The following is a 21,333-nucleotide window of genomic DNA, read 5'->3' on the forward strand; positions in this document are numbered from 1 at the left end:
ACCCCCAACTGAACCGCAGACCGACCCCGGACACATGGTGCTGCTTCGGACTGATCAGAGCCGGACAACCGGCAATCGATCTGTTTGCAGTTCGACGGGCATTTGCTGAGTGTCCGTTCCGACAGATCAAACGCTATGTTGGCGAAGCCCTCAAAGGTTGCCTCTAAAGTTTGCTCCGTTGCCTGGATGCGGTCGGTCGCTGTCCAGGATTGGCCTAGCCAGCCGGGTTGGTCCGATACCAATGCTCAACCAGGCGGGATTTCGCGCTGAGTTCCAGACTGTCCGCAGCGTGCAACCTATTTCTTTGTCGCGTTCGGGGCGCATCTTGGGTGGTGCGTGATTTCGAGTTGTCAGGAAGACGACCGGGGCGGCCTCCTCCTGCAACACCCCGGTCTAGTGCGCCGTGACCCAACGGGCCTGGCCGCATTCAGCATCGCACCCGTACCCGGGTCGCAATCAGCAAAACCTGCGGTAGGTTATCGAGGGTTTCGATGCCCGAGTCGATACCAAATTTTTGCCACAATTCCGGCGTCTTACAGCTTTCGGTCAATATTGCTGCTGAGTGTGTAGCGGGCTGATCGGTCAATCGTGTCGACCGGCATACCAAACCCAAAGATCCTTGGGCGCACTCTATGGTTGGGCCAGGCCCGTTTGCCAATGACAAATCGGGTTTGTGAAAATCAAGCAATCACTGACCTATCGGTTTGGTCAAATCTATCACACCGTCTGACGTTGGTATTTGATCTCGGTGACCCGACCGGGCGCAAGGAGCAGGGCAGGGGTTTACAAAACATCTGCCATGACAAGGCGCACGATGTCTTCGCGGAGCAGGCGGCATGAACTCATCAATCCCAACCGGAAGCTAACAGCCACGCGTCCGCATACCCGCCGTGCGGCATGTGCAAGCCAAATCGCCATCATCGCAACGAGGCTCATCGCAAAAAGTTCGGCTAAAAGAGCGTACACAGCGCCAAAGCGCCTCTGGCGCCGGGCCCAACAGGAGGAGGTGTTCCGCAAGGAGCATCGACGACTGGCGGGAGCATCCGCCGTTCAGGTCAGCGCATCCTCGGCCGCTGCGCGTACGGCACGAATGTTGTCGCCATAAACGTCGGGGTTGCTTACGGATCCGCCTTTGAACACCGCAGATCCCGCGACCAGAACGTCTGCACCAGCGGCGGCAACCAAGGGTGCGGTCTGTGGATCGACCCCGCCGTCGATTTCGATATGAACCGGGCGGTCGCCGATCATCTGGCGCAAACGGCGCACCTTGTCCGTCATGTCGATGAACTTCTGTCCGCCAAAGCCCGGGTTCACGGTCATCACGCAGACCAGATCGGCGAGGTCCAGAAGGTGTTCAACCGCTTCGGCCGGCGTACCAGGATTCAATGCAACACCCGCCTTCATTCCTGCGGCTCGGATCGCCTGCAGTGTCCGATGCGTATGGGGTCCGGCCTCGACATGTGCTGTCAGAATATCCGCCCCGGCATCGGCATAGGCCTGAATATAGGGATCGACCGGCGCGATCATCAAATGCACATCCATAACCGTCTTCACATGGGGACGGAACGCTTTGACCGCAGGCGGGCCGAAGGTCAGGTTGGGAACAAAGTGGCCGTCCATGACGTCCACATGCACCCAATCCGCGCCCTGCGCCTCAATCGCCCGGATCTCTTGTCCGAAATTGGCGAAATCGGCAGACAGGATCGAAGGTGCGATCTTGATGGAACGGTCAAAGGGCATGGGTGGCCTCGCAGAATCTAAGCAGTCAGGCAGGCGTATATCCGCGATCTTGATCAAAGTGTAGCCCGACTCTGCAGGCCGGACATTTACAAAACTTTCACCAAATCGACACATGTTCGTTGATCGTCGACTGTAGCCCACCGCCAAAGAATTTGGGGGTGGCACGTGCTACGCATAAAGGGACTAACGAAACGCTTCGGCGACAACATCGCTGTGGATGCAGCGACGCTGGATGTGGACAAGCCTTGCATGATCGGGATCATCGGTCGCTCGGGCGCGGGAAAGTCGACATTGCTGCGGATGATCAACCGACTCACCGATGCCAGCGAAGGCGAAATCATCGTCGAGGGCCGCGATGTGACAGGCCTGAAAGGTCGCGAGAAACGCGCCTGGCAGGCCGATTGCGCCATGATCTTCCAGCAATTCAACTTGGTCCCGCGCATGGATGTGGTGTCCAACGTCCTGCATGGCACGCTGAATCGCCACTCGACCCTGGCAACCATGTTCAACCTGTTCCCGATGGATGAGATCCGTCACGCCATCGACATCCTGGATCGCCTTGGTATTGCCGAACACGCGCCGAAACGGGCCGAGGCTCTTTCAGGGGGACAGCAGCAGCGGGTCGCCATTGCGCGCGCTCTGATGCAGGACCCGCGGATCATTCTTGCGGATGAGCCCATCGCCTCGCTGGATCCGATGAACGCCCAGGTGGTAATGCAGGCGCTGCGCCGCATCCACGAAGAAGATGGTCGGACCGTGATTGCCAACCTGCACACGCTGGATACTGCTCGCCGTTACTGCGACCGTGTTGTTGGTATGCGCGACGGACGCATCGTGTTCGATGGCCTGCCCGAGCAACTGACCACAGGTGTCGCACGCGAAATCTATGGCGCAGACGCCAGCTTTTCGGAAGCGGCGACATCGACCGAGATCGAAACGCTCGACGCGTCCCGAACGGCGCTGATGGAAGCCGAAGCCACCATCTAATCCACCACCCCTTTCATCGCCCGGTCCGATGAGAGGCCGGGATCATCAAACTGGAGAGAGACAGATGAAAAACCAAGTTGCTGCCCTTGTTGTGACCACTGCCATGGCCTTGCCTGCAATGGCACAGGAAGTCACCGAATTCCGCATCGGCATTCTGGGCGGCGAAAACGCCCAGGACCGTCTGGCGCGTTTGGACTGCGTGCGTGAATATACCGAGGAAACACTTGGCGTGCCGACCAAGCTGTTTGCACCGGCTGATTACAACGGTGTGATCCAGGGCCTGCTGGGCGGAAGCCTGGACATGGCATGGCTGGGCGCATCGGGCTATGCAAAGGTTTACCTGTCGGATCCCGAAGCGGTTGTTCCGGTGCTGACGAAGATCAATGCCGACGGCTCTTATGGTTACCACTCGATTGGTTTTGCCCGTAAGGACAGCGGTATTGCGTCGTTGGAAGACATGAAGGGCAAAACCTTTGGGTTCGGCGACCCGAACTCGACCTCGGGCTATCTGATACCGTCGATCGAAATACCTCAGGCAACCGGCGCAACCATGCAGTCGGGCGACTACTTCGGCGAGGTGAAGTTCACCGGCGGCCATGAACAGACCATCGTCGCAGTCAGCAACGGTGACGTCGATGGCGGCGTGACTTGGGCTGACGGACAGGGCGACTGGGAAGACGGCTATAACTCTGGCGCATTGCGCAAGGCCGTTGATGCGGGTCTGGTCGACATGAACGATCTGGTCGAGATCTGGCGTTCGGACGTGATCCCGGAAGGCCCGATCGTTCTGCGCACCGCGCTGCCCGAAAACGTTCGTGCCCAGATGACCACGCTGATCGACAATCTCTACGAGAACGACAAGGATTGTGCCTACAACCTGTCGGCGGGCGAAAGCCTCGGGTTCGATCCGATCACACATGATGCGTATCTGTCGATCATCGAAGCGCGCAAGCTGAAGTCCAACTAAGCCTGCATACCTAATGATCGGGGTCCGGTGCCACTCCGGACCCCGTTTTCCACTCAGGAGCATTCCATGACAGACCTGACCTCTGGGTCCTCAAGCGTCGGCCAGATACGCGACGACTACACCGCTATGACACGGCGCAAACGGGTCTATGGTGGCATTCTTCTGATTGTGTTCGTGGCCGTCATGGCCTCGGGCTTTCGCGTCGCGGATGACCGCAACGCAGGCAGCTTTGTCGACGGCTGGCACCGGCTGTTCGATTACCCAACCGAGGTTCTGTCCGAGGCATGGCAAAAGATCGGTGCAATGCCTGAAAACCTGGTGCGGTTCTTTCCGGCTCTGATCGAGACAATCAACATCGCGGCTGCGTCAACGCTGATCGGTGCCATCGCAGGCACGTTTCTGGCGCTGATGTCGACACGGGGTATGGCGCTTTGGCCCGCGCTGATACCCTTGTTCCGTCGTATCGCGGATATTTGCCGGGCGATCCCGGAAATCGTTGTCGCGTTGGTGCTGATCTTCGTGCTGGGCGGTGGTCCGGTACCGGCGATGATCGCGATTGCCATTCACACGGCGGGCGCGCTGGGCAAACTGTTTTCCGAAGTGAACGAGAACGCCTCGCTGAAACCGGTCGAGGGGTTGTACTCGGTAGGTGCCAACTGGTCGCAGCGCATGTATCTGGGTGTGATCCCGCAGGTTGGTCCAAACTATGTCAGCTACGCGCTGTTGCGGTTTGAAATCAACATCCGCGCCTCGGCCATCCTTGGTTTTGTGGGTGCGGGCGGTCTGGGATACGAGCTGCGCAATGCCATGTCCTGGGGGCAGGGTCGCTATGACGAGGCGGCTGCCATCTTCCTTCTGTTGTTTGTCACCATTGTTGTTGTCGATCAAATCTCGGGTCTGCTGCGCGAGCGCCTGACCCATGGTTCCGATAGAGGAGCGCTTGCATGAGCACCCTGGCCACCAACCTGACCCCGGACGCGCTGAAGGCCGAGGCTGACCGCCTGTTCAACCGCAAACGGCTGATGAATTTCGGCTTGCCCGCAATGGTGCTGGTTTACCTGACATACGTGTTCATTGCGTTTGACGTTCCCGGTCTGGCAGGGCGCGCGAACTGGGAAAATGGCAAGACCTTGGTGGCTGACAGCTACAGCTATAAAACCCATGTCGAGCGCGACAACCGTAACGGCGCCGTCTCTGTCGCCATCGAAGGTGAACGAAAGGGACGCTACCCCGAAGGCGAAGCGCCCGAATGGGTGGCGCTGGGCGAAACCACAACCATCGATCTCGAAAACGGTCATGTCGTGCGCTTCGGTCCCGAGACTGTCGAGTACGACATACCCGGTTATGGCACCGTACGCGCCACGCCGACGCGCGCGGCAGGGGTTCAGGCAGAGTTGCCAACAGGCGACGTTCCCGACTGGATCAGCATGTCCAAGAACCGCCTGGCAATCACCACCGATGCCGGTCGCCTGACGGTGACGCGCAATCGCTCGGAAGTGTTTCGGTATTTCATGGGGTGGGAGCTGTTCTGGTTCACCCTCGACAGCCCCTATCACGGCAATTCGTTTTTCCAACTTGCCGGGCTTGCCGCATCCGGCGAAGCGGGCGCGATCCTGAACGACTTCTGGACCAATAAGATGTGGCGTCATCAGGATGTGGTCTGGGCCATATTCGAAACCATTCTGATGGCGTTTCTGGGAACTCTGGGGGCCGGCATGGTCGTGCTGCCGCTGGCCTTCCTGGCAACTCGGAATTTCAACCCTCTGAAATCAGTTCGTTTCGTGACGCGCCGCGTGTTCGACTTTGTCCGCGGCGTCGATGCGCTGATCTGGACCGTTGTGCTGGCCCGTGCCTTTGGTCCCGGGCCGTTGACCGGGGCACTGGCCATTTTGGTGACTGATACTGGAACCTTCGGCAAAATCTTTTCGGAAGCGCTGGAGAATGTCGATCAGAAGCAAATCGAGGGCGTGCAATCCACCGGAGCCAATGCGCCGCAGCGCTACCGCTTTGGGGTGATCCCGCAGGTGACGCCCGTATTGCTCAGTCAACTTCTGTATTTTCTTGAATCCAACACCCGCAGCGCAACGGTGATTGGAGCGATCACCGGCGGCGGCATCGGGTTGTTGCTGACGCAGGCGATCATCACCCAGAAAGACTGGGAAGAGGTGGCCTACTACATCGTTCTGATCATCCTCATGGTGATGCTGATGGATTGGTTTTCGGGCTGGTTGCGCCGACGGTTGATTGAGGGCGAAACCGCGAAAAAACGCAAGCCGAGAACGGCTTGAAGCTTGATCCCAAGGACAATTACCAGACCATGGCACGGCTCAGCGCAGAGAAACCGTTTCTTCACCCCGATTGCGAGATTTCCAACAGTTCTTTCGGGGCGTTTGTCGAGATTGGCGCTGGGACCCGGGTCGCGAACTCGTTGTTCGGCGACTATTCCTATTGTGACCGGACCTGCGACATCGCCAACGCCCGGATCGGCAAGTTTGCCAATATTGCCAGTTTTACGCGAATTGGCGCGACGGATCATCCGATGGACAAGGCGTCGCTGCATCATTTTCATTACCGCTCGGCCAGCTACTGGGACGATGCCGAAGACGACGCCGATTGGTTCACCCATCGGGCAAGCCGTCTGGCCGAGATCGGTCATGATACCTGGATTGGCCACGCCGCCATCATCAAACCCGAGGTCACGATTGGTCACGGCGCGGTTGTCGCCTCCGGGGCGGTGGTCACCAAGGACGTGGCGCCCTACACGGTGGTTGCAGGGGTTACGGCCACGCCACTTCGGCGGCGGTTTTCCGAAAGCGTCGCGGAACGGATGATGGGTCTTGCATGGTGGGATTGGGATCATACCCGCCTGCATCGCGCTTTGCCTGATTTTCGCAATTTGCCGGCCGAGGCGTTCCTGGAGAAATACGAATAGTCAGAGGACCTGACGCCAAAGCGGCAAATGCTCCCGCGTCCGCATCTGCATCGGCTGCGCCGATGCCTCTTGGCGGCCTTGGGCCGCGCGCCGCGCCTTGCGCGGCGCTACGCCCAACGGGATGAGACCTCGGAAACGAGGTCGAAGACGGGCGGGAGCCGCCCGGTTTTCATGCGTCGCTCAGCGTCAGTGTCACGCGTTCGCCGGCAAAAACCGTCTTACCGAATTCAACCGGCCGCCCGCTGGGATCTGCGTTGATCCCAAGCGAGTGCAAGACCGGCGCACCTTCGGTCAGCTTCAGATGCAAGGCCTGTGTTGCGGTCGCCGCACGCGCCGTCAGGCGCGTCGAGATGCGCGTATAATCGTCCACTCCGCACAGTTGCAGGGCGCGGGTGACTGACCCGGTTTCCGTCAGGGCGTCCAGAATGCCAGGCAGGGCATCTGCCGGAAAGATGCTTTGAAACATCGCGATCGGTTGTCCATCTGCCAGCGACAACCCGTCATAGACATGAATGGCCCCGCCAGTTGGTAGGTCCAGCGCCTCGGCCTCGGCCTGATCCGCTGCACGCGTTGTCAGTGCCAGAATCGTCTTACCCGGAATCTTGCCGCTGGCCGAGATGCTTTTGTGATACCGGACGCGTTTGCCAATCGGATAGTCGGTTGGCCGCGCGGCCACGAAGACCCCGGCGCCACGCCTGGCATGGACCAGCCCCAGCTCGGCCATGTCGGCCAGCGCGCGCCGGACGGTGTGGCGATTGACGCCATGAGTGGCTGCCAGCTGCGCCTCGGTAGGCAAGCGATCACCGGTCCCATATCGCCCTTCGGCAATGTCCGAGGTCAGGCTCAGGGCGATGCTTTTCCAGATCGGAGTTTTGCTCATGTCACCAAATCTTCACACAGTCATGGATTGCGTCATTAACCGCGGGGCGGTAATATTTGTCTAGTTGTATAGTTGTCGTAGACAACCTAGCCAAGAGGCTTTGATGGTGGAACAGACAGAAATTTCAACCGAGGCGCGGCGGGCATGGATGGGACTGCTGGCCCGCGCGCCGCAGCAGGCCGTGCTGGATGTTTGGCGCAAGGCAGACCTGAGCCCTTCGTTCGATTGGGTGCGTGCGCCCGAGATCGGTGGCGTCATGGTCCGGGGCCGCGCTGGCGGCACCGGAGCGCCGTTCAACCTGGGCGAAATGACGGTTACCCGCTGCACTTTGGTATTGCAGGACGGCACAGTCGGGCATGGTTACGTTCAGGGGCGCTCAAAAGCCGGGGCCGAAGTTGCCGCTCTGGTCGATGCGCTGATGCAGACCGCTGCGGCAGAGGTGGTGCAGACCCATGTGATCGCGCCATTGGAACGCCAGGTGAACAGCGCCAAGCAAACACGCGCCGCCAAAGCCGCCGCCACAAAGGTCGAGTTTTTCACCATGGTGCGGGGAGAGGACGCATGAACACGCAAACTCAGTACGCAGGCGGGTTCGGGAATGCACCCGTTGATGCCTCCTACGCATTCCGGGCGGCAATGACCGCCATGGCCCGACCCGGAGATATTCGCGAGCTGAAAGGCGCCCACCCACCTGCACCGCTGTCCGTCGCGGCGGGAACATTGCTTCTGACGCTTTGTGATCCGGACACGCCGATCTATTTGGCAGGGGACGCAGATACCCCTGACTTACGTCAGTGGTTGTCGTTTCATACCGGGTCTCCGATAGTTGGGGCAGCGCAGGCGGAGTTTGCGGTTGGCACCTGGACCGATCTGATGCCGCTTGAGACCTATCGCATCGGGGCGCCTGAATATCCGGATCGCTCGGCCACTCTGATCGTGGAATGCGACAGGCTGCTGCCGCAGGGGGCAACCCTGCGCGGGCCGGGCATCAAAGAAACCAGTCAGCTCTCGCTGCCAGACGTTAGCGCGTTGCAGGGAAACGCGACTTTGTATCCGCTTGGCTGCGACTTTTTCTTCACCAGCGGTACGCAGGTCGCGGCCTTGCCGCGCAGCACCCAGATTACGGAGGAGGGTTAGGCGATGTATGTTGCTGTCAAAGGCGGCGAAAAGGCAATTGAGAACGCCCATGCCTGGCTGGCCGAAGAGCGTCGAGGGTCACGGGATGTGCGCGAACTGAGCATTGCCCAGATACGCGAACAACTTGGCCTTGCGGTCAATCGGGTCATGGCCGAAGGGTCCCTGTACGATCCCGATCTGGCGGCGCTTGCGATCAAGCAGGCGCGCGGTGATCTGATCGAGGCGATTTTCCTGATCCGGGCCTATCGTACGACTTTGCCGCGCTTTGGGTACTCGAACCCGGTCGAAACCGGCCAGATGGCGTGCGACCGCCGCATCTCGGCTACGTTCAAGGACGCGCCTGGCGGGCAGGTTCTGGGTCCGACCTTCGACTACACCCATCGCCTGCTGGATTTCAAACTCGCCGCTGACGGTGAAGTACCCCCAGCGCCCGAAAGCGTCGCGCGAGCCGAACCGACACCGCACATCACCGAGTTTCTGCAGGGCGAGGGCATCATTCAGAACGAACCGGACAACGATGACACCCCCGGCGATCTGACCCGCGAACCTTTGGAGTTTCCGTCCAATCGCCCTTTGCGTCTGCAATCGCTGACCCGAGGGGATGAGGGGTTCGTGCTCGGCATGGCCTATTCAACGCAGCGTGGCTATGCCCGCAACCACGCCTTTGTCGGGGAATTGCGGATTGGCAAGGTCGCTGTCGAAATGGATATCCCCGAATTGGGTTTTGCCATCGACATCGGCGAGGTCGAACTGACCGAATGCGAAACGGTCAACCAGTTCAAGGGGTCCAAGACCGAACCGCCCCAGTTCACGCGCGGTTATGGTCTGGTGTTCGGGCAATCCGAACGCAAGGCAATCTCAATGGCCTTGGTGGACCGTGCGCTGCGCTGGAAGGAATTGGGCGAAGACGATCTGGGTGCTGCGGCACAGGACGAGGAATTTGTCCTCAGCCATGCCGACAACATACAGGCCACCGGCTTTCTCGAGCACATCAAATTACCGCATTACGTGGACTTCCAATCCGAACTGGAGCTGGTCCGCAAACTGCGCCGCGAGGCAGAAGACCGGATTACTCCAAAGGAGGCTGCGGAATGAGTTCAGTCACCACCGCTGCCGTCGGTGCCGTCGCGATCACCGAACCGCTCTCCCGCCTGGGTCGTATTGATCGATTGGCGGATTTTCGCCGCTCGCAGCGGTTTCTGACGCGTCAATCGAGCCCCACTCACCCCGAAGGTCACGCTTTATTGCAAGACGTCGCCGCCTCGAATGGCGGGAATGCCAAAGCAGATAGGCCAAAATGGCCAAAAAGAACGAACCTAAAAGCAATACGTCCATAAAAACACCGAAAAACAAAGTGATACGTCAAATGAATGAGTATAACTTCGCATATCTGGACGAACAAACCAAGCGAATGATCCGGCGGGCCATTCTCAAAGGGTTGGCCGTACCAGGTTATCAAGTGCCGTTTGCCAGCCGCGAGATGCCAATGCCTTATGGGTGGGGCACAGGCGGGGTTCAGGTTTCGGCCGCAACTCTGACGCCCGATGATACGTTCAAAGTGATCGATCAGGGCGCGGACGATACGACCAACGCCGTATCGATCCGCAAGTTCTTCGAGAACACCGCAGGCGTCGAAACAACCGAAGAAACCGAAAAGGCAACAATCATTCAGACCCGCCACCGCATCCCCGAGGCGAAGCTGCGTGAGGATCAGATCCTTGTCTATCAGGTGCCGATCCCCGAGCCCTTGCGGTTTCTGGAACCGCGCGAGACCGAGACGCGCAAGATGCATAGCCTCGAAGAATACGGTTTGATGCATGTGAAGCTGTATGAGGATATCAGCCAGCACGGCGCGATCGCGACCTCATATGCCTATCCGGTAACGGTTTCGGACCGTTATGTGATGGACCCGTCGCCGATCCCGAAATTCGACAATCCCAAGCTCGAGATGGATGCGATCCAACTGTTCGGCGCTGGGCGTGAGCAACGGATCTATGCGGTGCCACCCCATACCAAGGTGGTCAGCCTCGATTTCGATGACTATCCGTTCGAGGCCACCAAGGCCGACCATCCCTGCGATCTGTGCGGGGCCGAGGACAGTTATCTGGACGAAGTTATCCTGGATGATGCGGGCAACCGGATGTTTGTCTGTTCCGACACAGATTACTGTCGGTCGCGCCGTGCTGCCGGACATGTGGGCCGATTGGCCAAGGAGGACGCGGCATGACCCCTCTGTTGCAGGTCAAAGGTATCGAAAAGCGTTATGGCGCGCGCATCGGGTGCGCGGATGTCAGTTTTGACCTCTACCCCGGTGAAGTGATGGGGATCGTGGGCGAAAGCGGGTCGGGAAAATCGACCCTGCTCAACTGCTTGGCGGGCCATCTTGAGCCGGATTTGGGGCAGGTGGTCTATGACACCCGAGCCAACGGGCCGGTGGATACAGTCACGATGTCCGAGCCCGAACGCCGGATGTTGGGCCGCACCGATTGGGCCTTTGTTCATCAGCATGCACGAGACGGGTTGCGCATGTCGGTCAGCGCGGGCGGCAATATCGGCGAGCGCCTGATGGCGGTCGGCGGCCGGCACTACGGTGACATCCGCCACACCGCGATTGACTGGCTGGGTCGGGTCGAGATTGACGCGACGCGCGTCGATGATCGGCCGACCGCCTTCTCCGGCGGCATGCAGCAGCGCCTGCAGATCGCGCGCAACCTGGTGACCGGCCCGCGGCTGGTGTTCATGGACGAGCCGACCGGCGGATTGGACGTCTCGGTACAGGCGCGCCTGCTGGATTTGTTGCGTGGATTGGTTCGCGAAATGGGGCTGAGCGCCATCATCGTCACGCATGATCTGGCAGTGGTGCGCCTGCTGGCGGATCGCATGATGGTGATGAAAGACGGACATGTGGTCGAGGCCGGTCTGACCGATCAGGTGCTGGACGACCCGCAGCACGCCTATACGCAATTGCTGGTCTCCAGCGTTTTGCAGGTCTGAGTATTTGGGAAAAGATGAAGTGTCATGATCGAGCTTATCGACGTTAGCAAAAGCTTCACGCTGCACAATCAGGGCGCAGCCGTGATCCCCGTGATGCAAAGGGCATCGCTTAAGGTTGCTGCGGGGGAATGCGTTGCCCTGACCGGCGCGTCGGGTGCGGGCAAATCGACCCTGATGCGGGTGATCTACGGAAACTACCTTGCCGCCTCGGGGCAGGTTCGAGTGGGCTGCCTGGATGTGGCCAATGCCGAGCCGCGCGAAATTCTGGCCCTGCGGCGCGAGACGCTGGGCTATGTCAGTCAGTTTCTGCGCGTTGTTCCCCGTGTTCCGACGCTCGAAGTTGTGGCCGAACCGCTATTGGCCGTGGGGTGCGACAAGCAGGTCGCGCTGGATAAAGCGGCGGGTCTGCTGAGGCGGTTGAACATCCCCGAACGTCTCTGGAGCCTCAGCCCGACAACATTTTCGGGCGGCGAACAGCAGCGCGTGAACATCGCGCGGGGCTTTGTGCGGGACTATCCGGCGCTTTTGCTGGATGAGCCGACGGCGAGTCTGGATGCGCGGAATCGTGAAACCGTTCTGGCGCTAATCGAAGAGGCCAAGCAACGCGGTGCTGCGATTGTCGGTATCTTTCACGATATCGAAGCGCGTGCGCAGGTTTGCGACCGCGAGGTGGACGTTTCACAGTTCACGCTTGGGCTGAATGCATGACCCTTGCCCCTGTCATAGCGGTGGTTGGGCCATCGGGGGTGGGCAAGGACAGCGTTATGGATGCGCTGAGCGCACGGTTGGCCGGGGCGCAGCGGGTCCGGCGCGTCATCACCCGGCCCGAAGGGGAAGAGGGCGAGGATTTCGATCGCGTCTCGACCGCGCAGTTTGCCCAAATGCTTCAGGACGGTGCTTTTGCGATGCACTGGTCAGCCCACGGATTGTTCTACGGCATCCCGAAAGAGATCAACAACCAGCGACAAGTGGCCAGTGCGGTTCTGGTAAACCTGTCCCGCGCCGTGTTGCTGGAAGCGCAAAATACATTTGGTGACCTGATCGTGATCTCGCTGACCGCAAAGGCAGAGGTTCTGGAGCGTCGTCTTTCAGCGCGTGGACGGGAAAGCCGGGCCGATCAGGTGCGTCGGCTGGGCCGGGCGGTGGCCTTGCCCAATGGGCTCAGCCGCGTGATCGAGGTGGACAATTCCGGACCCCTGGACGCGACAGTGGACGAAATTCTGACGCGCATTCAGCCGGAAAGGGCGTAGCGATGGATCAGATGAAAGTGACCATCGACATCCTCGCCCATCAGGGCCAGATCATTGATCTGAAACGGCGCAGGCAGCAGGGGCGTAAGGTGGCTTTCCAGCACCGCCTCAACGGTCTTGAGGGTTGGTTTGTCCAATCGGCCCGTCAGCGTGATGTGAAAGCGAAACGCGTCCAGCACATACGGATACCCCCAATGCACAAGGTTACTGTCCTGCTCGGGCGTCAGGCCATTGGCACGACGGCGGGCCAGTTCCGCATCGGTTGCGGGGGCGCGAAATCCGTCCAATTTCTGCACACACGCGGCCGCAAGCGCATTCAGGGCGGACGTCTCACCAACAGGGCGCAGCGCCAGGAAGCGGCCCAGACGCGCGATCTCCAGCCCATCCATCGTGAGCGGAGTGTTGCCTGCCGCCAACGCTGCGCAGGCATCCTGCAACGCTTCAACCGACTGCCCGTCGCGCAACCGAAACGGAGGTTTCATGGTTGCATGCAGCCCATATTTTCGCGGCGTTTCGGTCACAGCGCCAATCTCGACGCCCTCAATCTGGGGATGGGCCACAGGGGTGCCCGTTTCCATATCCCAACCCAACCAACGGGTGGCAAAATCCACCCAAGCGGCCTGCGCATCGGGCGCAAAATAGATCGCGTATCGCGTGAATGTCACATTGGCCTCCTAGTAACTGGCCGATCCTTAGCTCAAAATGTGTGAAGTTCAGATGACAGAAGACTTGATCCTTGCCAATGCCACGCTTGTATTGCCCGACGAGGTTGTGACAGGCAGCCTTCGTGTTCGGGATGGAACGATCACCGCCATCGATACGGGTGTATCGGTGCCAACCGGAGCGATTGATTGTCAGGGGGACTATGTCAGCCCTGGCCTGGTCGAATTGCATACGGACAATCTGGAACGTCACATTCAACCGCGCCCAAATGTCGACTGGCCCCATGCCGCTGCGATCCTGGGCCATGATGCAGAACTGGCGAGTACCGGCATTACCACGGTCTTCGATGCGATGCGGGTCGGGTCCATCCCCTCTGGCGCGGGGCGCTACAAGAAATACGCGCGCAACCTGTCACAAGAGCTTTGGCAGTTGCGCGATCAGGATGCGCTGAAGATCAGCCATTTCCTGCATTTGCGCGCCGAAGTGTGCTCGGAAACCCTGATCGAAGAACTGGATGAGTTCGGCCCTGAGGACCGGGTCGGGCTGGTGTCGATCATGGATCACACGCCGGGCCAGCGTCAGTTTCGCGACATGACCAAGCTGGAGGCTTACATGAAGGGCAAACACGCGATGGACGATGACACGTTCTTGCAGCACATTGCCCAGCTGAGAAGATTGCGGGATCGAAATGGCGACAGGCACGAGGTTGAAACCGTCAAGGCGGCGCGCCGGTTCGGGGCGGTGCTGGCAAGTCATGACGATACCACCGAAGAGCAGGTGCAGGTCTCGGCTAAGCACGGCATTCGGCTGGCCGAGTTCCCGACCACGGTCGAGGCCGCCCGGGCGTGTCACGATCACGGTATCAAGGTGATGATGGGTGCCCCCAACATCATCCGTGGCGGGTCGCATTCCGGAAACGTATCGGCGCGCGACCTGGCTGAACTGGGGCATCTGGATATCATGTCGTCCGACTACGTCCCGTCGGCGTTGCTGCTGTCCGCAGCACGGCTGGGCGAGATGTGGGGCGATATGGCGCGCGGGATCAGAACTGTTACGCAAACCCCGGCACAGGCTGCCGGACTGGATGACCGGGGCGCACTTTCCGCGGGGATGCGCGCCGATGTGATCCGGTTTCGCATGCGCGCCGGAGTGCCGGCGTTGAATGCGGTCTGGTCGCGCGGGCAGCGCGTTGCCTGAACCGCTTTGGTCAGGCGCGATAGAACAGATAGCGGTCGGGCGCGATCGTGTCGGGGCCGTTGATCTGGTCGAATCCGACCAACGGCTGACCCGAGATCAACAAGCCACCCGGATTCATCACCTGCGCGATCAACGGGCTGAGGCGGGCCGCCTCAGCAACGTCCTGATCCTTGATGCCGCGACCAAAATCATAGTGTGCCATGGCGATTTTTGAGCCCATCGCGTGCAGTTTTTCCAGCATCGGCTCGGCCTCACCCTGTAAGAAGTCCCGCGCCGGAGGCGTGCTGTCAGGATGACATTGCAACACGCGATCCATTACCCAGATGCGGCGACCCGGCAGGATTTCCCGCAGGTGATCATAGGTGCGACCATTGCCCAGCCCCATGTCCAGTATGTCGCCCTCCATCTCGGCGATCTGGGATGCCGCCCAGTTCAGCCCGTCACGTTGAGCGGTCAGGCGGCGCAGCATGGAATCCAGTCGGCTCATGCGTGATCTCCTTGGGGTTTGAGTGTTTCGGGTGCGGACCAGATCTTGCCGGGTCCGTCCAGCAACCGGCCTAGCAGGGCTTGAGTGAATGCCCAGATGTCCTTGTCGTGAACAAGGTGATGGGTCAAGACGCCAAATGCCTCGGAATTGTCCGTCCGGCCCAAGCGGCGGTCTTGCAACAGCGTAACGGTCTGCGCGATCAGGGCATCGGGGTTCACAAGGCTGCGCGTTCCCTTCCAGTCGATCGGGTCGAGATGGGTGTTGACCTGCATCAGCCCACGACTGGCCCACTCGGATTTGCGCGGTGTGGCGGTGGACAGAAACCGGTACCCCAGACCTGACAAATGATCGACCGCTTCCTGAGCGATCCGGTTCCAGGGCGGCACAAACATCGGGCATAGCCGATCACCGAAAAGATCCTGCAAGCGGGTCATTCCGCGATCTGCGTCAAAGGTGATCTGAGACAGCGGGCGATGCAGTCGAAATTCGGACTTCTTCTCTTCTGGCGGCGCGTGGTTCTGATGCGCCCAGCCATGGACAACCGGGATCAGCCAGGGGGTGATCCTGACGTAAGCCGCCAGATCAGCTTTCGCGTCTCGCGGGATGACGGCCAGATGAACCGGAAGTTCTAACACTTCAGCCATGCTGGTCAGGGTGTCCAGTTGCGGCGTGACTGTCACCGCGTCGTCGTCTCGCCACCAGAGAGGCAGCGACAGATTCTCAGACGTCCAATGCGTCAGTTCCGTTTGCAGTGGTTGCCAGTCGACAATCATCCCATGGCCTCCACCAGCGCGCTTGCGATCTCGACGGACTTGCGGGCACCGTAGACACCTTGGGTCATGGGTGCGCGGGCCGCGTCGGCGATCACCGTTTCCACGGCTTTGGCAAGGCGCTCGCCGGTCAGGTCGGCGCTGTTCAACGTGTTGAAACCCACCTGTCGGGTCAGGCTTTTGGCGCGCAGGGTCTGTTCAACCTCGCTACCATCGTCGAAGGGAACCAGCACCGCCGGAGTTCCGCATTGCAGAAGGTCCATCGCGGTGTTGTAGCCGCACATGCTGACCGAGGCTGCCGCAAGCGGCAGCATCTGGCGGAAATCCGGCCGCACGGGCTCCAGCACAACTGGCGCGCTGCCGACCTGTTCCGTCAGTTCGTCAATGCGGGCCTGCGCGTTCTGGCCGCCCACCAACAGGCGCCAGCGCCGGTTGGTCATCTTTCGGGCGGCCTCGATGGCCGCGCGAAAGATCGGCTGCCCGACCGGGCCGCCCCCGGCCGATACAAGAATCTCCGCCGTCCCCAGCGCCTCGGGATGAGGATTAGGGGCGGGTTGCGCAACGAAACCGGTATAGTGCAGCTTTTCAACCAGGGCGTCGGACACAGGCCAGCTGACATTCAGCGGAATGATCGACGGATCGGAATGAACCAGAACGCCATCATAAAACTGCCCTACCAGATCTTCCGCCGCTGCAACCTTGGCAGGTTTCGACGGCGGTGCCAGTATATCGCGCACCGACGCCAGAATGAGCGGCCGTTGGGCAAGGGTATGTGCGGCCATCAGGGCCGCCTGAAACTCGACGGTCAGAATGCGGCGGCCAAATGGAAATAGTTCTGTGATCAGAACCTGAGGCTGAAACTGCGTGATCGTTTTTGTCAACGCGTCGGACCTGGCGGCCAGATAGTCGCCACTGGCTACCCCCCCTGCCTGATCCAGCAGGCGGGTGAAATTGGTTCCATCCGAACGCAACGGCGGCAACCCGAGCAATGTCAGGCCCTTCGCGTTCAGTTGCGGGGCGGGCATTCCGCCCGAGGCGACCAGCACCTGATGTCCGTCCTCGGCAAATGCACGGCCAAGCGTCAGAGCGCGGCTCAGATGACCCGTGCCCAGCAGATGTGTCACGACGATCATGATTTTCATTGCTGGACCTCGCGCGGGGTCAGGCGAATTGGATCGGCATGCGGTTGCATCGGGTCAAGATCGATCAAAAACAATCGGTTGCGTTTGATTTTGAAGGGCGCGGGTCCATCAAACTCCCACCCCCATGCTTTCGCAAGGATGACGCGCATGATCCCGATATGACACACGGCAACATTATCCCCCTGTAACTGGTCCAGCCACGACCGCAGCCGCGCCCAAAGGTCGGCGGGGCTTTCACCCTGAGGCGGACGGAAATCCCAGCCCCAGTCTTCGATATGGCAATAGCCGCTATCCGGAATTGCGATCAGATCCTTGCCGTGCCTGCCTTCCCATTCGCCCCAGTTCATCTCAGTCAAAGCCTCCGACGTTGCAGGAGGCTGCCCCGACACCAATTGCGCGGTTTCGACCGCGCGCGCCAGCGGGCTGGACCAAAGCGTTGCCTGATCCCAATCAGCAGGCAGGCGATACCCGGCCAATTCGGTTCGGGCGTCGTCATCCAGCGGAATGTCGCTGCGGCCCTGGATTTTGCCAGCGCGGTTCCACGAGGTATGCCCGTGGCGCAGAAGGGCCAGACGCGTCATGCCGCTGCCCCCACCAAAGGCCGGACCTCAGACCAGAATCGCCGGGTCGCAGCTGGCATCAGATGGCGCTGGGCGACATAGTCGCGGGCGCGCGCACCGGTTGACCGGCGCAGGGCCGGGTCGTCCAGAAACGTCTGAATGCGCCGGGCAATCCCGGCCGCGCCCTTGTCGATCGCTGGATGGTCGCCGGACATCAGCACGTCGCGAACACCAGGCCGGTCCTGCGCCACAACCGGCAATCCGGCAGCCTGAGCCTCGAGATATACCATTCCATATGCCTCGTTCACGCCGGGCCAAACCAGCATCGACGAGGATTCGTATACTCGCTGCAATGCGGTCCGGTCCAATTGTCCAAGAAATCGGACCCTGCCGTCGAACTGTGACATCAGCGCTTCGACCTTCGGACGGGCAGGGCCGTCACCCGCGATGTTCAGCGCCCAGTCCCCGCGCAAAAGCGACAAGCTCTCGGCGAGAATGCGGTACGAGGCCAGCTTGTCCCCCTCCCGCATCATCCCGACCGCCAGCATCGAACCATCCGTCGAACCCGCGCCGGGAAGCGTATCGGTCGGTAGAAACGGCGGCAGTTCAACCAGCGCCTGATTATCGAACCGCTCACGCTCGAGGGTGATCAGGTCGTTTGCGGTATGGTAGAAGATCAGACTGGCAGCATCGCAAGCGTCATGGGCGGCCTGAGCGAACCCGGCCCAAGGCCCGTTCAGGCGGCTGAGCGCGCGGGTGCTTTCGAACTGGACATAGGGAATGCCGCGGGCCTTGCAGACAGCGGGGCCAACAAGATCAGGCGCCTTATAATAGTTGTGATAGGTGACCCAAAGGTCCGTATCCGGCGCAAGATCCCGGATCAGCCGATCCGTTTCGATGCGCGCCAGATCGCGCAATTGTGCCTGCGTTTCCGCGTCCCCAGTTTTGTCGAAAATGCGCAATTCAGACACCAATTCGACGCGATCGCCTTCTGCCGAGATTGCCGCCATCAGATTGCGCGCCATTTCCCGGTCGCCCGAAGGCTTGGCGCTGTTCGGGGATTTCAATGGCGCAAAGAAAGCGACCCGTGCCATCACGCAGACACCGCGCACAGGGTTGTCAAACGCTGGGACAGGCGGGCGATCCCGGGGTCCATGCGGAATTCTGCCAACAGCCGCTCATGGGCGGCCTCTGCCATTTTGGCGGCCTTAGCCGGGTTATCAGCCAGATCCGCTATCGCATTGGCAAGAGATTCGGGCTCGTCGCTGGACAGTACCCCATGCGTCCCATTGCTGATGAATTCGGGGATTGCAGAAACCGGTGTCGACAGAATGGCCAGTCGTTGCGATGCGGCCTCCATCAATACGTTGGGCAGGCCATCGCGATCGCCGTCCGAGGCGATGCGGCTGGGCAGAACGAACAGGTCTGCCTGGCGCATCAGCGCGATAACTTCGGGCTGATCGCAGGCCCCTTTCCAGGTGATCCGCCTCGACAGTCCTGCAGCCTCGGCGCGCACGCGCAATGCCTTGTCCAGCGTGCCGCCACCAATATGGGTCCAGTGCCAATCCAGCGCCTCCGGCAGCATCGTGAAGGCATCCAGCAGCCGGTCGAACCCCTTTTTCTCAACCAGGCGGCCGACTGAGAGCATGTGGAAAGCTGCCCCGGGATGCCGCGCTACGCGCTTTGGTGCGTCCGGGAAACGCGACAGGTCCAGACCGTGGTAGATCAGATCAACCCGCGACGGGTCGTCGGCCAGACTGCGCAGGTGGTCGGCCCCGATGGCCGTACAGGTCGCCCCAAAAGCGGCCCCATAGGTTTCCGCGCGCAGTTTTTCGCGCTTTTCCCATTCGGGCGAGGTCCAGATGTCCTTTGCGTGGGCCGAAAAGCTCCAGGGTAGCCCACGCATGATGGCGGCATAGCGCGCCACTGATGACGGGGTGTGCATAAAATGCGCGTAGAGCCCCCGCGTACCTAGAGGTAGCTCGGCGGCCAGAACGCAGGCCTGCCCGAAACGGCGAATGCGGTTATGGGTTGGGTCCCGTCGCAGATCTTGCCGCCAAAGCTGGTAGGCTTGGTCATAGCCGGGTAGCTGCGCTGCCACCTGTCGGGCGGCCGCAAGGCGTTGTGGTTCGTCGTACAGGTATTCCGGCAGGTAGTGGACCTGCCCCCGGAACCGGTCATGCAAGGGGTGCCTTTTGGTATCCGTCGGGTGCCGCAGGGACCAGATGTCAAAGTCGTGGCCTGTATCCTGCAAGGCCACCAATTCCTGCGCAATGAACGTCTCGGACAGGCGCGGCCAGCCTTTGACCAGCACCGCCAGTTTGGGATTTTTCGGGGTCATCCGGTGGCGCGCTCTTGTTCGGGTCCCAGCAGAGCATCGATGCGGTGGGCGACATATTCCAACCCGTCCAGCAACCCGCCTTCAATGGCTTGCGACGGCAATGGCTGATGTGGAAGATCGCGGATCGCTTGTATCATGGCATCGGTCGTCAGACCGCCGCGCCGTTCGTCCAACATCCGGACAAGATCCAGATCCTGCGCGCGGGCTGCCCTGATCCATTGCTCTAGCCGAGGCGTGGTGCGCGGCACGATGACGGCGCGTTTGTCAAAGGACAACACCTCGCAGAACGTGTTGTAGCCCCCCATGCAGACGACACCCGCGGCACCCGCAAACAGTGTTTCGATCTGCGATTCAAATCCAACTGCGGTAACCCGCCCGTTCAGTGCAGCGACGCGGGTCTCGAAATCTTCGCGCAGCTCGCCCGACAGGAAAGGGCCGTAAACCAGTATGGCGCGCGGTGACAGCGTTGGGTCGCTTTCATAGGCCGACAGCACAAGGTTCACCATCGCCTTGCCATCGCCTCCGCCACCCGGGGTGATCAGAATATAGGGCTGCTCGGGTGCTTCACCGATCGGGCCAAGATCGCGGCGCAGGTAACCGGTCCAGTGGATGCGCGCCTGTGCCGCCGGGCTCAGCGGCAATCCCTTGGTCGGATCATAGATCGACCGCAGGCCATAGACCCAGATTTCATGATAGAACCGTTCGGTCGCAGTCAGCGCGTCCTTGCGCTCCCACTCGGCGGCAAGAACCTCGGGTTCGTCCAGAACATCGCGCAGGCCAAGAACCAGCTTGGTGTCGCCCGCGCGTTCAAGATATTCCAGCGTCGGTATCAACTCGCCTCGAAAGCCTGTTGGCTCTTTGTCGACAATCAGAACATCCGGGTCAAATTGCCGGACCGAGGTCTGGATCAGGCTCGAGCGCAGCTCCGTCACCTCGTCAATGCCCATGCCGATGGTTTGCGACGCATAGGATCCATCGGACCGCTTTGTAACCCCCGGCAGGCGAACGTGATCGACGCGTCGGGGAAAGGTGAACCGCCCTGCGACCGGGGAACCGGTCAGGATCAGGGCCGATGCGCTGGGATCGGCTTGCGTCAACGCCGCCGCAAGGGCGCGGGATCGGCGCAGATGCCCCAATCCGAAGGTATCGTGGCTGTAAAACAGAATGCGCGGCGCGCGATCGGGTTTTGTGTTTTGGTCGCCTAGGCTCATGCCCCTGCCTGTTCCATGTTTCCGTGCAACTTCGCGCGCTTGCACCTGTTATCGTACATTGTCTGCCGGTATTTG

Annotated in this window: 24 protein-coding genes; 14 read left to right on the forward strand and 10 right to left on the reverse strand. The window is 60.5% G+C overall.

Annotated elements, in window-relative coordinates; genetic code table 11:
• Positions 1 to 1,050: 1,050 nt before the first annotated feature.
• Positions 1,051 to 1,740: a ribulose-phosphate 3-epimerase gene (gene rpe / locus ACR0JA_RS06400; protein ID WP_480571624.1), complete on the reverse strand. Its 690-nt coding sequence runs from the start codon at positions 1,738 to 1,740 to the stop codon at positions 1,051 to 1,053.
• A 165-nt stretch (positions 1,741 to 1,905) separates the two neighbouring features.
• Between rpe and phnC the strand changes: the two genes are divergently transcribed.
• The 5 genes from phnC to ACR0JA_RS06425 all read left to right on the forward strand — a co-directional run bounded on the left by phnC (position 1,906) and on the right by ACR0JA_RS06425 (position 6,626).
• Entirely contained in the window at positions 1,906 to 2,727 is an 822-nt protein-coding gene (gene phnC / locus ACR0JA_RS06405) for a phosphonate ABC transporter ATP-binding protein (RefSeq protein ID WP_480571627.1), read from the forward strand.
• A 64-nt stretch (positions 2,728 to 2,791) separates the two neighbouring features.
• On the forward strand, positions 2,792 to 3,694 hold the full coding sequence (gene phnD / locus ACR0JA_RS06410) for a phosphonate ABC transporter substrate-binding protein (protein WP_480571630.1): 903 nt from the start codon (positions 2,792 to 2,794) through the stop codon (positions 3,692 to 3,694).
• Positions 3,695 to 3,760: 66 nt separating this feature from the next.
• Positions 3,761 to 4,642, forward strand: coding sequence for a phosphonate ABC transporter, permease protein PhnE (phnE, locus tag ACR0JA_RS06415; RefSeq protein ID WP_480571633.1), 882 nt, complete (start codon positions 3,761 to 3,763; stop codon positions 4,640 to 4,642).
• Positions 4,639 to 5,982 (forward strand): phosphonate ABC transporter, permease protein PhnE, encoded by a 1,344-nt coding sequence (gene phnE / locus ACR0JA_RS06420; RefSeq protein WP_480571635.1) that lies wholly within the window; start codon positions 4,639 to 4,641, stop codon positions 5,980 to 5,982. Before phnE (ACR0JA_RS06415) ends, phnE (ACR0JA_RS06420) begins: the two co-directional genes overlap by 4 nt.
• Before the next feature lie 29 nt (positions 5,983 to 6,011).
• Entirely contained in the window at positions 6,012 to 6,626 is a 615-nt protein-coding gene (locus tag ACR0JA_RS06425; RefSeq protein WP_480572390.1) for an LbetaH domain-containing protein, read from the forward strand.
• 169 nt (positions 6,627 to 6,795) lie between these two features.
• Here ACR0JA_RS06425 and phnF read toward each other — a convergent pair whose 3' ends face one another.
• Entirely contained in the window at positions 6,796 to 7,506 is a 711-nt protein-coding gene (phnF, locus tag ACR0JA_RS06430; RefSeq protein WP_480571638.1) for a phosphonate metabolism transcriptional regulator PhnF, read from the reverse strand.
• Between the two features lie 103 nt (positions 7,507 to 7,609).
• Here phnF and phnG point away from each other — a divergent pair, with 103 nt between their 5' ends.
• The 8 genes from phnG to phnN are packed head-to-tail and all read left to right on the forward strand — an operon-like array spanning position 7,610 to position 12,887.
• Positions 7,610 to 8,071, forward strand: a complete 462-nt coding sequence (phnG, locus tag ACR0JA_RS06435) for a phosphonate C-P lyase system protein PhnG (protein WP_480571640.1) — start codon at positions 7,610 to 7,612, stop codon at positions 8,069 to 8,071.
• On the forward strand, positions 8,068 to 8,643 hold the full coding sequence (gene phnH, locus ACR0JA_RS06440) for a phosphonate C-P lyase system protein PhnH (RefSeq protein ID WP_480571643.1): 576 nt from the start codon (positions 8,068 to 8,070) through the stop codon (positions 8,641 to 8,643). Before phnG ends, phnH begins: the two co-directional genes overlap by 4 nt.
• 3 nt (positions 8,644 to 8,646) lie before the next feature.
• Positions 8,647 to 9,738: a carbon-phosphorus lyase complex subunit gene (locus ACR0JA_RS06445; protein WP_480571646.1), complete on the forward strand. Its 1,092-nt coding sequence runs from the start codon at positions 8,647 to 8,649 to the stop codon at positions 9,736 to 9,738.
• Entirely contained in the window at positions 9,735 to 9,980 is a 246-nt protein-coding gene (locus ACR0JA_RS06450) for a hypothetical protein (protein WP_480571649.1), read from the forward strand. Before ACR0JA_RS06445 ends, ACR0JA_RS06450 begins: the two co-directional genes overlap by 4 nt.
• A 29-nt stretch (positions 9,981 to 10,009) precedes the next feature.
• Complete coding sequence (locus tag ACR0JA_RS06455; protein ID WP_480571652.1) at positions 10,010 to 10,870, forward strand: alpha-D-ribose 1-methylphosphonate 5-phosphate C-P-lyase PhnJ; 861 nt, start codon at positions 10,010 to 10,012, stop codon at positions 10,868 to 10,870.
• A complete protein-coding gene (gene phnK, locus ACR0JA_RS06460; protein ID WP_480571655.1) occupies positions 10,867 to 11,637 on the forward strand; it encodes a phosphonate C-P lyase system protein PhnK in 771 nt (256 codons plus the stop codon). Before ACR0JA_RS06455 ends, phnK begins: the two co-directional genes overlap by 4 nt.
• Positions 11,638 to 11,661: 24 nt before the next feature.
• Positions 11,662 to 12,345, forward strand: a complete 684-nt coding sequence (phnL, locus tag ACR0JA_RS06465; RefSeq protein ID WP_480571658.1) for a phosphonate C-P lyase system protein PhnL — start codon at positions 11,662 to 11,664, stop codon at positions 12,343 to 12,345.
• Positions 12,342 to 12,887, forward strand: a complete 546-nt coding sequence (phnN, locus tag ACR0JA_RS06470) for a phosphonate metabolism protein/1,5-bisphosphokinase (PRPP-forming) PhnN (protein ID WP_480571661.1) — start codon at positions 12,342 to 12,344, stop codon at positions 12,885 to 12,887. Before phnL ends, phnN begins: the two co-directional genes overlap by 4 nt.
• On the opposite strand, the gene ACR0JA_RS06475 is transcribed toward phnN, so the two are convergent.
• On the reverse strand, positions 12,869 to 13,552 hold the full coding sequence (locus ACR0JA_RS06475) for a DUF1045 domain-containing protein (protein ID WP_480571663.1): 684 nt from the start codon (positions 13,550 to 13,552) through the stop codon (positions 12,869 to 12,871). The two genes, phnN and ACR0JA_RS06475, sit on opposite strands and share 19 nt — an antisense overlap.
• Positions 13,553 to 13,604: 52 nt before the next feature.
• On the opposite strand from ACR0JA_RS06475, the gene ACR0JA_RS06480 reads away from it, so the two are divergent.
• Positions 13,605 to 14,747 carry an alpha-D-ribose 1-methylphosphonate 5-triphosphate diphosphatase gene (locus ACR0JA_RS06480; RefSeq protein ID WP_480571666.1) on the forward strand — a complete coding sequence of 381 codons (1,143 nt, stop codon included), beginning with the start codon at positions 13,605 to 13,607 and terminating at the stop codon, positions 14,745 to 14,747.
• Positions 14,748 to 14,757: 10 nt separating this feature from the next.
• On the opposite strand, the gene ACR0JA_RS06485 is transcribed toward ACR0JA_RS06480, so the two are convergent.
• The 7 genes from ACR0JA_RS06485 to ACR0JA_RS06515 are packed head-to-tail and all read right to left on the reverse strand — an operon-like array spanning position 14,758 to position 21,258.
• Complete coding sequence (locus tag ACR0JA_RS06485; RefSeq protein ID WP_480571669.1) at positions 14,758 to 15,234, reverse strand: class I SAM-dependent methyltransferase; 477 nt, start codon at positions 15,232 to 15,234, stop codon at positions 14,758 to 14,760.
• A complete protein-coding gene (locus tag ACR0JA_RS06490) occupies positions 15,231 to 16,007 on the reverse strand; it encodes a polysaccharide deacetylase family protein (RefSeq protein WP_480571672.1) in 777 nt (258 codons plus the stop codon). Before ACR0JA_RS06490 ends, ACR0JA_RS06485 begins: the two co-directional genes overlap by 4 nt.
• Positions 16,004 to 17,146 carry a glycosyltransferase family protein gene (locus tag ACR0JA_RS06495; protein WP_480571675.1) on the reverse strand — a complete coding sequence of 381 codons (1,143 nt, stop codon included), beginning with the start codon at positions 17,144 to 17,146 and terminating at the stop codon, positions 16,004 to 16,006. The genes ACR0JA_RS06490 and ACR0JA_RS06495 overlap by 4 nt, the downstream gene beginning before the upstream one ends.
• A complete protein-coding gene (locus ACR0JA_RS06500; RefSeq protein ID WP_480571678.1) occupies positions 17,143 to 17,727 on the reverse strand; it encodes a histidine phosphatase family protein in 585 nt (194 codons plus the stop codon). The genes ACR0JA_RS06495 and ACR0JA_RS06500 overlap by 4 nt, the downstream gene beginning before the upstream one ends.
• A complete protein-coding gene (locus tag ACR0JA_RS06505) occupies positions 17,724 to 18,800 on the reverse strand; it encodes a glycosyltransferase family 4 protein (RefSeq protein ID WP_480571681.1) in 1,077 nt (358 codons plus the stop codon). Before ACR0JA_RS06505 ends, ACR0JA_RS06500 begins: the two co-directional genes overlap by 4 nt.
• On the reverse strand, positions 18,800 to 20,047 hold the full coding sequence (locus ACR0JA_RS06510) for a glycosyltransferase family 4 protein (protein ID WP_480571684.1): 1,248 nt from the start codon (positions 20,045 to 20,047) through the stop codon (positions 18,800 to 18,802). The genes ACR0JA_RS06505 and ACR0JA_RS06510 overlap by 1 nt, the downstream gene beginning before the upstream one ends.
• Positions 20,044 to 21,258 carry a glycosyltransferase family protein gene (locus ACR0JA_RS06515; protein WP_480571687.1) on the reverse strand — a complete coding sequence of 405 codons (1,215 nt, stop codon included), beginning with the start codon at positions 21,256 to 21,258 and terminating at the stop codon, positions 20,044 to 20,046. Before ACR0JA_RS06515 ends, ACR0JA_RS06510 begins: the two co-directional genes overlap by 4 nt.
• Positions 21,259 to 21,333: the final 75 nt, after the last annotated feature.

This window comes from Ruegeria sp. AM4, assembly GCF_056540665.1.

Coding starts and splice junctions, on each gene's coding strand:
- rpe (WP_480571624.1), bottom strand. CDS start 1,740: ATGCCCTTTGACCGTTCCATCAAGATCGCACCTTCGATCCTGTCTGCC.
- phnD (WP_480571630.1), top strand. CDS start 2,792: ATGAAAAACCAAGTTGCTGCCCTTGTTGTGACCACTGCCATGGCCTTG.
- phnE (WP_480571633.1), top strand. CDS start 3,761: ATGACAGACCTGACCTCTGGGTCCTCAAGCGTCGGCCAGATACGCGAC.
- phnE (WP_480571635.1), top strand. CDS start 4,639: ATGAGCACCCTGGCCACCAACCTGACCCCGGACGCGCTGAAGGCCGAG.
- ACR0JA_RS06425 (WP_480572390.1), top strand. CDS start 6,012: ATGGCACGGCTCAGCGCAGAGAAACCGTTTCTTCACCCCGATTGCGAG.
- phnF (WP_480571638.1), bottom strand. CDS start 7,506: ATGAGCAAAACTCCGATCTGGAAAAGCATCGCCCTGAGCCTGACCTCG.
- phnG (WP_480571640.1), top strand. CDS start 7,610: ATGGTGGAACAGACAGAAATTTCAACCGAGGCGCGGCGGGCATGGATG.
- phnH (WP_480571643.1), top strand. CDS start 8,068: ATGAACACGCAAACTCAGTACGCAGGCGGGTTCGGGAATGCACCCGTT.
- ACR0JA_RS06445 (WP_480571646.1), top strand. CDS start 8,647: ATGTATGTTGCTGTCAAAGGCGGCGAAAAGGCAATTGAGAACGCCCAT.
- ACR0JA_RS06450 (WP_480571649.1), top strand. CDS start 9,735: ATGAGTTCAGTCACCACCGCTGCCGTCGGTGCCGTCGCGATCACCGAA.
- ACR0JA_RS06455 (WP_480571652.1), top strand. CDS start 10,010: ATGAATGAGTATAACTTCGCATATCTGGACGAACAAACCAAGCGAATG.
- phnK (WP_480571655.1), top strand. CDS start 10,867: ATGACCCCTCTGTTGCAGGTCAAAGGTATCGAAAAGCGTTATGGCGCG.
- phnL (WP_480571658.1), top strand. CDS start 11,662: ATGATCGAGCTTATCGACGTTAGCAAAAGCTTCACGCTGCACAATCAG.
- phnN (WP_480571661.1), top strand. CDS start 12,342: ATGACCCTTGCCCCTGTCATAGCGGTGGTTGGGCCATCGGGGGTGGGC.
- ACR0JA_RS06480 (WP_480571666.1), top strand. CDS start 13,605: ATGACAGAAGACTTGATCCTTGCCAATGCCACGCTTGTATTGCCCGAC.
- ACR0JA_RS06485 (WP_480571669.1), bottom strand. CDS start 15,234: ATGAGCCGACTGGATTCCATGCTGCGCCGCCTGACCGCTCAACGTGAC.
- ACR0JA_RS06490 (WP_480571672.1), bottom strand. CDS start 16,007: ATGATTGTCGACTGGCAACCACTGCAAACGGAACTGACGCATTGGACG.
- ACR0JA_RS06495 (WP_480571675.1), bottom strand. CDS start 17,146: ATGAAAATCATGATCGTCGTGACACATCTGCTGGGCACGGGTCATCTG.
- ACR0JA_RS06500 (WP_480571678.1), bottom strand. CDS start 17,727: ATGACGCGTCTGGCCCTTCTGCGCCACGGGCATACCTCGTGGAACCGC.
- ACR0JA_RS06505 (WP_480571681.1), bottom strand. CDS start 18,800: ATGGCACGGGTCGCTTTCTTTGCGCCATTGAAATCCCCGAACAGCGCC.
- ACR0JA_RS06510 (WP_480571684.1), bottom strand. CDS start 20,047: ATGACCCCGAAAAATCCCAAACTGGCGGTGCTGGTCAAAGGCTGGCCG.
- ACR0JA_RS06515 (WP_480571687.1), bottom strand. CDS start 21,258: ATGAGCCTAGGCGACCAAAACACAAAACCCGATCGCGCGCCGCGCATT.